At 62.7% G+C, this 12,412-nt stretch carries 12 protein-coding genes and 1 pseudogene; 12 read left to right on the top strand and 1 reads right to left on the bottom strand.

Annotated elements, in window-relative coordinates; all coding sequences use genetic code 11:
* The first annotated feature begins 10 nt into the window (after positions 1 to 10).
* Genes ACM61V_RS19610 through ACM61V_RS19600 form a run of 3 tightly spaced genes read left to right on the top strand, consistent with a single transcriptional unit; the run spans position 11 to position 5,303 of the window.
* Positions 11 to 1,360: a tyrosine-type recombinase/integrase gene (locus ACM61V_RS19610; RefSeq protein WP_021235312.1), complete on the top strand. Its 1,350-nt coding sequence runs from the start codon at positions 11 to 13 to the stop codon at positions 1,358 to 1,360.
* Positions 1,357 to 3,144 (top strand): hypothetical protein, encoded by a 1,788-nt coding sequence (locus ACM61V_RS19605; RefSeq protein WP_031342828.1) that lies wholly within the window; start codon positions 1,357 to 1,359, stop codon positions 3,142 to 3,144. Before ACM61V_RS19610 ends, ACM61V_RS19605 begins: the two co-directional genes overlap by 4 nt.
* Entirely contained in the window at positions 3,141 to 5,303 is a 2,163-nt protein-coding gene (locus ACM61V_RS19600; RefSeq protein WP_021235314.1) for a hypothetical protein, read from the top strand. Before ACM61V_RS19605 ends, ACM61V_RS19600 begins: the two co-directional genes overlap by 4 nt.
* Before the next feature lie 323 nt (positions 5,304 to 5,626).
* Here the strand turns inward: ACM61V_RS19600 and ACM61V_RS19595 are convergent, their stop codons facing one another.
* Positions 5,627 to 6,097, bottom strand: coding sequence for a hypothetical protein (locus tag ACM61V_RS19595; RefSeq protein WP_126849361.1), 471 nt, complete (start codon positions 6,095 to 6,097; stop codon positions 5,627 to 5,629).
* A gap of 255 nt (positions 6,098 to 6,352) precedes the next feature.
* Between ACM61V_RS19595 and ACM61V_RS19590 the strand changes: the two genes are divergently transcribed.
* The 9 genes and pseudogenes from ACM61V_RS19590 (at position 6,353) to ACM61V_RS19550 (ending at position 12,052) form a co-directional block, all read left to right on the top strand.
* Positions 6,353 to 6,682 (top strand): hypothetical protein, encoded by a 330-nt coding sequence (locus ACM61V_RS19590; RefSeq protein ID WP_021235316.1) that lies wholly within the window; start codon positions 6,353 to 6,355, stop codon positions 6,680 to 6,682.
* 193 nt (positions 6,683 to 6,875) lie between these two features.
* Positions 6,876 to 7,229, top strand: a complete 354-nt coding sequence (locus tag ACM61V_RS19585; RefSeq protein ID WP_419714588.1) for a hypothetical protein — start codon at positions 6,876 to 6,878, stop codon at positions 7,227 to 7,229.
* The gene (locus tag ACM61V_RS19580; RefSeq protein ID WP_010409103.1) at positions 7,226 to 7,420 is read left to right on the top strand and encodes a hypothetical protein; all 195 of its coding nucleotides are present in this window, start codon (positions 7,226 to 7,228) and stop codon (positions 7,418 to 7,420) included. Before ACM61V_RS19585 ends, ACM61V_RS19580 begins: the two co-directional genes overlap by 4 nt.
* 893 nt (positions 7,421 to 8,313) lie before the next feature.
* Positions 8,314 to 10,068, top strand: coding sequence for a reverse transcriptase domain-containing protein (locus tag ACM61V_RS19575; protein ID WP_419714587.1), 1,755 nt, complete (start codon positions 8,314 to 8,316; stop codon positions 10,066 to 10,068).
* 311 nt (positions 10,069 to 10,379) lie between these two features.
* Complete coding sequence (locus tag ACM61V_RS19570) at positions 10,380 to 10,583, top strand: hypothetical protein (protein ID WP_419714586.1); 204 nt, start codon at positions 10,380 to 10,382, stop codon at positions 10,581 to 10,583.
* A 307-nt stretch (positions 10,584 to 10,890) separates the two neighbouring features.
* On the top strand, positions 10,891 to 11,175 hold the full coding sequence (locus tag ACM61V_RS19565) for a hypothetical protein (RefSeq protein WP_419714585.1): 285 nt from the start codon (positions 10,891 to 10,893) through the stop codon (positions 11,173 to 11,175).
* 90 nt (positions 11,176 to 11,265) lie between these two features.
* Positions 11,266 to 11,577, top strand: coding sequence for a hypothetical protein (locus tag ACM61V_RS19560; protein ID WP_419714584.1), 312 nt, complete (start codon positions 11,266 to 11,268; stop codon positions 11,575 to 11,577).
* 117 nt (positions 11,578 to 11,694) lie between these two features.
* Positions 11,695 to 11,802, top strand: a pseudogene (locus ACM61V_RS19555) (DUF736 domain-containing protein); the annotation flags it as partial.
* A gap of 52 nt (positions 11,803 to 11,854) precedes the next feature.
* Positions 11,855 to 12,052: a DUF736 family protein gene (locus ACM61V_RS19550; protein ID WP_419714583.1), complete on the top strand. Its 198-nt coding sequence runs from the start codon at positions 11,855 to 11,857 to the stop codon at positions 12,050 to 12,052.
* The last annotated feature ends 360 nt before the right edge of the window (positions 12,053 to 12,412 follow it).

Raw genomic sequence — 12,412 nt, 5'->3', positions numbered from 1 at the left:
TTTCGCGCCGGTGTCGACCATCATTGTTTGCGAGCGCCGCGCGGCCAAGGGTCTCGACGCGCATGTGCCACTGATCCTGTGTGGTGACGCGCTCTATGATCGCGATCTGGATCGCTTCTTTCTCGACCTACCGCTGTCGGGGGTCCGTTCGCGTCATTCGCTTCGCGCCTATGCTTATGATGTCGCGGTCTGGCTTCGCTTTCTCGATGCCTGTGGGAAGACGGTGTGGGAAGCAACCCGCGATGATGTATCCGCCTATCATCGTGAGCGACGACTCGATGAGGCTGATCACCGGATCATGGCGGCAAGTTGGAACCGGGCTGTGGCTAGCCTCGATCGCCTTTACCGCTGGGGCGAGGAACATGGTCTGATCGCCGAGGTGCCGTTCAGCCGGCGCGCCGTGTGGCGACCGGCCCAGGGAGGCCGGCGCGGCATGATCGCGGCGCGCAACGACGCCTATGAACGTGTTGCCAAGCGATCGGACGTGCGGTTCGTCACGATGGAAGACTACCGCGTCTTCCGCGAGATCGGCCTGCGCGGCCTTACCTCTGACGGCACGGAGCGCCCCGGTGCTCGCGATCGTAACGGGCTGCGCAACGCGCTGTTTGCTGATCTTCTCGTCACCACCGGCCTGCGCCTCGAAGAGGCGTCGTGCCTGCTCGCTGCCGAGCTTCCTTCGATCGACCGCGACGGCAACCGGGCCCAGCAGCTCTGGCTGCCTCTCCCGCCGCCGCTCACCAAGGGCGACCGAGGACGCAGCGTTCTGGTTCCGCGCCGGCTGCTGCGTCAGATCGCAGCCTATGTCGCCATCGAGCGTGCCTCGGGATTGGCCAAGTTCGCCGCGCGCGACGGTGTCACCAAGTTCGCCCGACCGATCCCTGTCACCCGCGCCGGTCTCGACCGCATGCGCGATGTCTGCACACCGGAGGAACGATGCCGCCTAATCCTGTGCGACGAGGATGGAACGCCCTGCGAGCCAGCGGCGCTATGGCTGACCGAGGTCGGGCAGCCTGTCCGCCCTAACTCGTGGGAGGTGATTTTCACCCGCGCCTGCAAGCGGTGCGCGGAGAATGGCTTCCCGCTGTCGATCAGTCCGCACCAGCTTCGCCACGCCTTCGCCGTCCATATGCTCGCATTGCTGATCCAGCAGCGGCTGCGCGAAGCGGCATTGCCAGCGGGACCAATGGAGAGCTATCGGCTGATTTTGGGCGATCCGCTGCAACAGGTACAACGCCTGCTCGGCCACGCGAGCCTCACCACCACCTATATCTACCTCGACCATATAGCGACCCGCGCCGATACGGTGGATGCTGCCGTCGAGGAGTTGCTCGCGCTGCTGCCGGGACAGCAGGGCGCATGAGCGGGCGTCCCCGAAAGGGCCGTCCTGTGATCTTCGCGTCGATCACGCCGGAGCCACAGAAGCCCGATCCGGTACTCGGCCTTAAGTTCACCATCGAGGCGCGATATGGCGGCACGGTCCTGGTCGATATGACAAGGTTCAATCCTCGCCCGCTAGCGATCGCCTTTGCCGGCGCACTGCGACGATTGGCCGCGCTCGGCGGCCCCTTGGGAGCCGCCACGACTGTCAGACAGTATGGGTATGGCTATCGGCGGTTTTTCGCCTGGCTGGGTGACCAAGCTCCCGAGGTGGTCGGTCCCGGTGATCTGCGTGCGATCCACATCGATGGCTTCGCGGAAGCGCTCGAACGGAGCGGGATACGCGCGGGAACTTGTCACGGAACGGTCAGCATGATCGTCAACACGCTACGCGTAATCGAAGCCGACGGGCGCGACTGGATCGCGCCCGATCTGCAAAAGCGGCTACGCTATATTCTGGCCACCTCGGTCGGCTGTTCGACCCCGCGCGATGCGTACAGCCCATTCGTAGCGCGAGCACTGCGCGACGCAGCCCGGATTGACGTCGAAGCAATGTTTCGTCGTCTCCGCGTTGAGGATCGCACCGACGACGACAAGCCAGCAATCGTGAGTGCGCGAGCCAACGTTGAAGCGATCATCGCTCGCGATGGCTCTATCCTGACCGACCAGCGCGACATGGTAAACCTATATGCCTTGCACAGACGACACGGTTTGCCATCCGACGGGTTCAGCGCTTACATTCATGGCCGGCATCATTTACTTGGCTCCGATCTACCGTCTTTGCTCGTCATGCTCACGCTCGACACCGGTTTAGAGCCCGAGTGCCTAACGGCGCTGACCGTGGACTGTCTCGCCAATGCACGTGCCGGCACTGTGGAACTGCGCTACCTGAAGCGCCGCGCGGGCGGCGCTGCGCACAAGAGTATGCGCGTCCGCGACGGCGGTAGCGGAACGCCCGGCGGGCTGATCCGCCGCCTGATCGACATCACCTCCGCCGCTCGTAAGCACCTGCCCGGCGATTGTCTCTGGACCTATCATCAAAAGGGAGGCCTTCGGACAGGTATCTCTCTTGGGAACATGCGCGTCACGGCCTGGGCCGCGCGGCACAATATTGTCGATGACGACGGCAAACCGCTCCACCTATTGCTTTCCCGGCTCCGCAAGACCCACAAGGCGCTGTGGTACACCAAAACTGAAGGCCACATGGCTCGCTTCGCTGTCGGACACTCCCGTGAGGTCGCCGCGCGGCACTATGCCGATCTCCCATCGCTCCGGCCCCTGCATGAGGCGACCGTCGCTGATGCGTTCCGCGAAGCGCTGGCTACGGCGATGCCGATCGTCCTTGCGCCTTCAGCCGAACAGGCGCTGCGCGAAGCGCCCGCACAGGCCTTGCCGCTGACGCCGGCGGGTACAGTGGGTTCGTTACTCGACGGCGAGCAGGATGTCTGGCTCGCAGCTTGCGCAGGCTTCTATAGTAGCCCCTTCACCGAAGCCGGATCGCCGTGCGTGCAGCCCTTCTGGGGTTGCCTCGATTGTCCCAACGCCGTCATCACCGCGCGCAAGCTTCCCGCCATTCTCGCCTTCCTCGCGTTCGTCGAAGAGCAGCGACGGGGCCTGCTGGCGAGCGACTGGGCGGTCAAGTTCGGTCATGTCCATGCCCGCATTACCCGCCAGATCCTGCCGGCCTTCTCCGATATCGTAATCACCGATGCACGCCAGCAGATGAAGAACGAGCGGCTCTATTTGCCGCCGGAGGCACAAGGATGACCGCGCCCGCTCATGTCCGCGCGCTGGCATTCGACGATCGCCCAGTGCTGGCGAGCGCGCCGCTGAAGCCGGGCTATACCCGCGAGGAGCTATCGCGCGTCGGCGATCCAAGCTGGGATCTCGGTCCCGCTATCTTTCGTGAGAACACCCAGCGCACCCAGATGATGGTGCATTTCGACTTGCTCGAACATGCCGATATGCAGGCCGCCATGCGCGCCTATCTCTATGCGCGCCTCAACGTCGATCTTCCCGGCTACGCCCCAAAGTTGCCGCCAACGTGTATCCGTCACGCGTTCGACCGCGCACGCCGTTTCTTCGCCTTCGTTCGCCTGAAGCTCAAACGGCTTGATCTTGCACGCATCGATCCGGCGTTAGTCGATGCTTACGCCCGTCATCTTCGTGACGATCTCGCCCTCCTACCCGAAGTAGTCGGCCAACACCTGCAATCAGTCTCCCATCTCTATCACTATCGCGACCACTTGCCCAACGGTGGTCTCGCTTTCGAACCTTGGGCCGGACAGGCACCCGCTCGCGTCGCAGGCCACCGGTACGTCGTTGAGAACCGCACGCCGCGATTTCCCGAGAATGTTATCGCCGCGCTGCTCGCCTGGTCATTGCGCTACGTCAGCATCTTCGCCTACGACATCCTGGCGGCTCGAGAGGCGCTCGATCGTCTCGAGGCGCGCCGCACCCGGCTGCTCGCCATCGAGCGTCGACTGCCGAACTCGGAGCGGCGACGGCGACAACATGCTCGCCTCGAGCGCCATCTCGCCCGCCGAGCGCGGCAAGGCCGTGGCGTGCCGATTTGGGGTATGCAAATCTGGGCCGCAAAGAACAGCAACGTCGGCGCGCAGAAAGCAACGCCGACGATTAACTACCATCTTCTCGAGCTTCACGCCTGTGTCGATGCTGCGGCGGAGCCGGCCATGAGCTTCCGAATCGACAGGCGTTCGCGCGCCATTATCGCGGCTGCCGTCGCCAACCTCGGTGTCGAAACAGGCGGAATGGACACGCCGATCTCAATTGATCCCGACAGTGGTCAGCCCTGGTGCGCGCGCTTCGACGTGAAGACTCTCGCACGTGAAGAGCAGATGCTTCAGGTCGCTGCCTATATAGTGTGCGCCTATCTCACCGGCATGCGCGACTCCGAGGTCCAGGCGATGCGGCTCGGTTGCCTCTCGATTGAGCGCAGCGAGGACGGCCTGCTCGAGCGATTCCGTATTCGATCGACCATCTATAAGCGTCGCGCAACCACAGGTGAGGCGGCAAGCTGGGTAACGATAGAGCCGGTAGCAGACGCCATAGCGGTGCTCGAACGCCTGGCGTCGGCAAGGTCGACACGCTCCGGTGGCAGCGATACGCTTTGGCCAGCATTACGCTCCAGTTCCGGCAGGACGCATCTGTCAGTTGATGTGATACGCCATCTCAACGCGTTTCGCGATCACGTCACCACCGCCTTCGGCAGCGCCGACATGCCGATCGTCCCGGCCGGACCCGATGGCAAGCCATGGCACATCACACCGCGCCAGTTTCGTCGCACCATCGCGTGGCATATCGCTAACCGTCCTTTCGGCACCATCGCCGGCATGATCCAGTATAAACACGCCTCGGTTGCCGCTTTCGATGGCTATTCCGGAACCAGCAGATCCGGGTTTCGCGCCGAAGTCGAGGCAGAGCGCCAGCTTGGGCAGCTTGATGACCTGTTGGATTATTTCGACCGACGGCGAGGCGGCGCATCGCTTGGCGGTCCGGCAGGACCGCGCATCGCGCGGACTCTCGACGAGGCCGCGGACGCACTCGGTCCTTTGCCTGCCATGATCGCCGACCGAGCAAGGTTACGTGTGATGCTCGCCAGCGTCGCGCGTACCCTCCATGTTGGGCAGCTCGCCGATTGCTTCTTCGATCCTGCGACGGCGCTCTGTCTTAAGCGCGTGACGACCCGCGATCCCTCGCAGCCGCTTACCGCGCTATGCGAGCCGACCCGCTGCCCCAATGCCTGCATCACCGCGCGCCATAGGCCGGCATGGGAACGCGCGGCTGTCGATGCCAAGTCGCACTTACGCGAGCGACGCATATCCGATCTCCAGCGTCAGGCCCTCCGGAACGAACTTGACCGTCTGAATGCGGTAATTGCCGGGATCGATCCTCGCGAGCCGTAGGCCCGGCAGCATCGCTAACCTCTTCACCAAAACTACGCCTTCCCGACTCATCCTGTTCCCGGTTTCTCATTTACCGCCATCCCCGCGCCCGTGCCGAAAGAGTACCCTTCAGCCGACCCCGGGGGTTCTGAAAGTCAGCGAGAAAATGACCGAAATAAGAATGGCTGGCCGATCTCGAAATGGTGGTTTACTGGCGAATGTTGACAGATTACTGCACGTTGCCTTCGATGTGGCGCATCGCCGACAACGAAGTTTTTCTACCGGTCTGCAAGCGCCCCGTTGCGGACATTAAGCAAGGCGGCTCAGATCAGTGCCGCATCACATCATTTGAGGCGAGGGAACTTCAGAAATGGGCTCACTCGCTGCATGGTAGCGTCTACCTCAAGCGTCATACAAAGTTCCCGTCTCTCGGCCAGACAGTTTTCGGGGGCAGAAGGTTCGTTAACCGCTATAATCTGCAGTTCTGCATCCCCTCCAGCGCTATGTTTGGAAGACGCTCCGCCAAGGCTTACATATGACTGCTTACCTTTCTGATTAATGATCTGGAAATACTTGAACCCTGCCACCTTGCTGAGTTCTGCTGCCCGATAGAGTGCAATATTAAAAGCGCTGCCTTCCGGAGCCCTTCCGTTGACACCGGCTATTACTTTCCATGAATTTTGACCTATCAATTTGTCTTTATATCCACCAAACATACCCCATCGTTGATACTTCACTTGGCGAATATCTTGCGCTGGCAAGGTGGACGGAACAGTAATTAAACCCATCACTGCAGCCGCTATCAAATATCGCATGATGCCCCCGATTTTTCAGCTATTTGGCCGTCACGATTGGCCAACCCCTCTCGTCAAATATCATCGGTAATTCTGGATTGCGACCCTTATCCAGCGACCCTAAGCTCACGGTCCGCTCACCACCCCTTTCGGCCTTTCCCGGCGCGGCCATGGGCATCGGTCAGCGGAAGGGCGGCTTACCGCAGCGCGGCAAGAAAAGCGGTCTGGCGGCTCGCGCCCCGTTGCGGGCATTCCAAATCACGGTATGTGAATGCAATGATCGAGCGCGTATTCGTTCCTGCCGCCGCCACAATCTTGAGCCTCGGCTTTTTTCTGGCGGGCTTGATCGCGGTCGCTCTCATTTTTTTCAATACCGCGATGCCATGCAGGCCGGAAAGCGTATTCTACACAATCACGCGGATCGGGGCGGTGATAGCTCTGTTCGCAGGCGCGGTTCTGATGGAGAGATTGAAACTCGCGCCCTCCACCCGGAAGTTTATGGTCGGCCTTGCTATACCTCTGCTCGCAGTTGGACTCCACGCCGTTGCGATGAAGCAGGATGCAAATGCCCAAAGGTCATGCCTCGCGCAGAGGAATGGCAACTGACCACCCAACACGGCCGTAATATGGCTCAATTCGAAACGCCAAATCTTGCCATCTGTTGAAGGGCTCAGACGAGTGCCGGTAGGCATGAGCAAATGACACGCCGAGCACGATGAACTCCGCCTTCGGCGGTTGCGCTTGGCACAGTGACAAAGTGCAGTAGCGCTTTGCCACTGTGCCAAGCGCCCAAGTTGGCTTGACTGTCAGGATATATGATCGCGGCACCACGATCCCCAACGCCGATAACGGGGTATCACCCACCTTCAACGCGTTCGCGATCACGCGTGGCGGCAAGTTCGTCGCCGACAGTCGACCGCTCGACGAAGAGATCAAGCCCTCGATCCTCGTGCTGATGCTCGACAAGGCCGGGGAAGAACCCGCGCGATCCGCGACCAACCCGGCGCCGATGTCGGACATTGACCTCGCTGCGCTGCTGACACGCGCGGCCGAAGTCGTGGCTGCGCCCGACAGCCGGATCGCGTCGCATCGCAACACGCTTGCCGGCCAGCTCATCGCCGAGGCCGCGATCAGGCGGGCGCGCCCGTCATGACCACCCCCTCGCGCAGCGACGGGATGCACGTCGCCCATACCGCAACGGGCTGGGTCGTGTTCGACAACAGCTTGTCACACCCCTCTCGCCTCTCGGGCGCCTATCCGTCGCGCGCCGCGGCGACCGCCCGCAAGCGGGCGCTCGCGCGTGCGCTGCGCCACCAGCGTCCCGACGAAGCACCGGACGTCTGAGGAAGGGGAAGGGGGACCGGCTGTTATGAACCGGGAGGATCATCCGACCCGGTGACAACCGGAGCTGACCCCATGCGCAGCATCCTCGCCTTCTACGAAATCGACCGTGCCTGGGGCGGCCCCGAGGAAGGGGGATGGTGTGCGCCGTTGCGGCGCGAGAAAGGAGTGCGTCTGATGACGTGATGTTTGTTGGCAATGACATCTGTCTGCCGAGCTTACCGGTGCCTTCGGGCTGAAACTCCGAAAGGGGAACGGGACCATAGCATGCTCGGAAAAGGCCCAAAGTGGACAGTCGCATGCGAAGCGGCGGGTCAAGGCAAGACGGTTATGGTGAACGCTACACTGCGTGAAGCCCAATCTCTCGCGGCCTAACCCTTGGCGGCGAGGAAAGCGACTGAGACCTCGCACCGACGTGTCGAGCCCCACGTACCATCTCGGGCTCGAGAAGCGGGCATGTCCATACCAGCGGCATGCCCGGCCAACCTTGTCGGCGTGACCTCCCTCGGAGGACTAGAGATGAAAAGGCCGCCTAAGACCGTTCATGTATATCCTTTCACGCGTAACTACGGGATCGCCTGTAGCTGGTCGACTTGTCGACCTGTATGGCGACGGAGCCGCAATATTACTCAAACGCCCGGAGTAATGTCCGGGACAGCTTCCGCTTCGGCGGGGGACGGTAGGCCGTATAAGGGCGGGGCGACCCGTCCGAAAGCGCAACCAACCGGGGGAAGTGCGGCAGCTTCGATCCAGTCACGCTTCTTGGCGGAGGTATGCTGATGCAACCCGATGCTGCCCTGAAAAGGCTGGAATCACTTGGAACGATTGCCCTGACCGGCAAGCGTATAAACGGTGCTTTTCGATTGCTTCTGTCCCGCTCGTTGTGGGGCACGGCGTTGGCACGCATCCAACAGAACCGCGGGGCCGAGACCCCGGGCATCGACGGGGTTGCGGTGACCGATCTCGACGAAAGTCAGATCGACACCGTGATCTCCCAACTTGCAGAGGGCAAATATCGCCCCCAGCCGGTCAGGCGAGTCTACATCCCAAAGGCCAACGGCAAAACGCGACCGCTTGGCATCCCTACGGCGACCGACCGACTGGTTCAGGAAGTCGTGCGGATGATCCTCAATGAAGTCTATGAGCCGATCTTCTCGGATCGGTCGCATGGGTTTCGGCGGGGACGGTCCTGTCACACGGCGCTGGATCACGTCCGCAAGACGTGGCGCGGCGTGAAGTGGCTCGTCGAAATCGACATTGAAGGATACTTCGACAACATCTCCCACGAGAAGTTGTTGAGCCTGCTGGAGCAGCGGATCGATGATCGGCGCTTTATCGCGCTGATCGGGAAGATGCTGAAAGCAGGGTATCTTGAGCAGCTGCGTTTCCATGAAACCTATAGTGGGACGCCGCAAGGGGGCATCGTTTCGCCCCTGCTCGCCAATGTCTATCTGCATGAACTGGACGGCTTCGTCGCCGGCCTGATTGCGGGCTTCGATAAAGGTGCTCAACGGCGTAAGTCCGCCGATTACAGGCATCTACAACGCCGTTCCGAATATGCCCGGAAGCGCGTCAACTCACTGCGTGCTGCCGGGCGGGATGACGAAATCCAGCCATGGTTGGATCGCATCAGGGAAACCACAGCGGCCATGCGCAAGCTACCCGCGACGGACCCATTCGATCCAGACTTCAAGCGTCTGCGCTATGTCCGGTATGCCGACGATTTCCTCTTCGGGGTTATCGGCAGCCGGGCCGAGGCCGAGAAAATCAAGACCGAGGTCGAGGGTTACCTCGCCGCGAACCTGATGCTCCGCACCTCGCCGCACAAGAGCGGGATACGCGACGCCAAGAAGGGAGCACGGTTCCTTGGCTATGACGTGCGCACCAGAACGGCATCGGACCGGCTCGTCAAACAACGAGTCAAACCCGGTATCGTCGCAACGAAACGGACGGTCACGGATCATATCCAACTGCTCGTTCCTCGCGACAAGGTGCAAGCGTTTAGCCTGCGGCACGACTACGGTCAGTATGATCTAAGTCATGCACGGAGCCGTCCGAAATTGCTCCACATGGACGACGCGGAAATCGTCAAGGTCTACAATGCCGAACTTCGCGGCTTCGCTAACTATTATGCGTTGGCGGTGGACGTGAAGCGCGCGCTCAGCAAGCTGGAGCACCTCTGGCGAGGTAGTCTGTTCAAGACCCTCGGAAACAAGCACCGGATCAGCCTTGTCGCTGCTCTTCGGCGCTTCAGGGTGGCTCCGGGTCGATATGCAGCGCGCTTTGGCGTTGGAAAGGATGAGAGGAGGGTGCCGGTCTGGCGCTTGGCTGAAGTCGAAAGGCAACCCGTCATCTGGGCGTCGATCGACCAAGTACCGCGCACCGAGGCGCTCCGGTTTGCCAGGACCAACCTGACGGACCGGGCGCTTGCCGACGCATGCTCAACATGCGGAAGCACGGAAGGACCGTTTCATCTTCATCACAGCAATCCCGTTCGACGAATGAGGCACGGTCCCGTGCATCGGCGGCTTGCCGCTGAGCGGAACCGGAAGGTGCGGGCACTCTGTGTGTCCTGTCACCAACTCCTTCATGCGGGAAAGCTGCCGGACATGCGTTCCGTGACACGCGAAGCGGAGAGCCGGATGCAATGAAAGTTGCACGTCCGGTTCGGAGGGGGGAGGTGGGATGTCCTCTCGCAGGCGTCACCCCTCCTACCCTACGGTACGACACCGGCACCCTTCGTCCGCGTGATCGCCCTCCATTACCACGACGAGGCCGCGGTCGCGGCGATGCGCCGCGCCAACCGGCTGCTCGAGCGCCTGCAGCCGGCATCGCCCGCCGGTGGGATTCGGCTGCCTACACCGGCGGACGCTTCCGCGCCTTCAGCTTCTCCGGCCTCCCGCCCACGCGGTTTCCCGCACGTCGCCGGAATATTCCTGACCCAGCAGAAAGGGACCAGCCCATGTATCGCGTCCATTATTTCGACACCAGCGAAGCCGCGCATGACGCCTGTCTCGATGACGGTCCCTGCATCGAGGAAGGCGACGTTCTCGCCATCCTGTCGGAGGGCGTCATCGGTCTCGCCTCGAGCACGATCCGATCGCCGTCACCCTCGACCCCGGCGCACTGCGCATCGTCCGCCCGATGGCGATGGACGTGCTGCTAGCAGAACCGTGCACGGCGCCTCCCAGATCCGCCGCGCGGTCGCGACCGCCCTCCTGCACCGTTTGCCGTGCAGCCCCATTTCCTCGCCTTCGTCGCGCCGGCGCTGCCCTATCCCTATCCGCAGACCGTCGTCGCGCTCTCGTTCGACGATATCATGCTGACGATCGATGCGATCCACCACCGTATCACGGCGCTCGAACGCCGGTTGGGGACGCTCGAATCCGACAGCGCGCACGCCTTCTTCCTGCAACGCTCGATCGATCATCTTGTCGGCCGCCGGAAGCGTCGTGCGACGTCCGCGACCGCCTGTGGACGGCACGGCACGCCTCGCGACGATGCCGGCGCCGGCTGCGCCGGAAGGAGAGAGGGACCGGATCGGCATCCTGGACATGGGGTCCGGCATTTGCCGAAAGGTCACGATCATGTGCATCGATCCCAACGCCGAGCCCGTCGCCTTCGCGCTCGACACCAAACTCTGCCACCTCCTCCCCACGCTGACCGAGCCGCACCGCGAGGCCATCGCCCAGTATCCGCGCGCACCGCCATCTTCATGGCGACCGCAATGGCGGCCGACATGGCGCAGGACGCGGTGAACAGCCTCGTGCCGATCCCGAAGATGCCGAACACTGGCAAGCCGCCCCGCACCCGCGCTGGTCCCACAGGCGCAAACGCCGCGCGATACCGTGCTGCTGACCCCCGCGGTCGCGCCCGTCGTCACGATCAAGGCCAAAACGACCGACGTCACCGTCGCCGGCTTCGACCAGCGTCAAGGCTACACGTTCGGGATCGACAACAAGTCCGACCGGCTGATCGACATCCGCCACGCCGGCAAATGCTGGTGCATCGATCCGAGCGACGAGGCGACCGACGTCGTCAGCCGCGCGATCGGCGCGCTCGCCGCGGCGCACGCCGATATCGGCACCGCGCTCACCGACCAGCTTCGCCCACTGAGCACCGACATCGTCCGCCTGCCGCACGATCCACCGTCCGCGTGAAGACGCGGTCGGTGAGGGGCGCTACGCGCTCCGCGGCCGAAGGGCCGGGGAGGGGAGGAGGATTGAAGATCGGTGTCGAGGACATGGGGTCCAGCACGACATCAGCAGGAACACGTCATGAACATCGGTCAGATCAAGCAGAACGACGCGGGCATTTTCATCGGCCGCATTTCCACCCTCGCCGTCGCGATGACGATCGCGCTCAAGCCGGTCCAGTCGTCCAACCCGCGCGCGCCGCGCTACGAGATCCACGCGCTGACCCCGGGGCCGGACGTGGGTGCAGGTCGGGGCGTTCTTCGAACTCACCTCGAACAACACCGGCGAGGCGTTCCTGAACGGCCGCATCGACGATCCGTCGCTCGCCGCGCCGCTGCAGGTCTCGGCCTTCCGCCAGGACGACGGCTCGTACAACGTCGTGTGGCAGCGCGCCCAGAAGCGCCGCGATGTGGTGCCGCGCTCGGCGTCAAGGCGGTAGACGATCTGTCGCCGCCGTTCGGCGCCGATGGCGGCCCGGTCGGCAACGGGCCCCGATCACGATGCGGGCACCACCGACAACGGCCTGGGCGAAACCACCGCCCCGGTAGAGGAGCCGGTCGGCAAGGGCCGCGGTCGCCGCCAGCGCGTCGCCGAGGACGCCTGATCCACCCCCGGTGCCGTGCACTCCCTCACGGCACCGCATGGCGCACGGGCGCGCCCCTTTCGCTCCCGCACGCCGAAACTCGGGGCAACGCCGGCACACGGCGTCGCCCTTTTTTGCTTCATGGGCTCCAAGTACAATTGGAAATTACGTATCGGATCGATAATTTAGCTATTCCTTCGCTTTATCGCCGTATAA

Source organism: Sphingomonas sp. TX0543 (assembly GCF_048565505.1).
GTDB lineage: Bacteria > Pseudomonadota > Alphaproteobacteria > Sphingomonadales > Sphingomonadaceae > Sphingomonas.
This window is presented reverse-complemented; position numbering and strand designations above follow the sequence as displayed.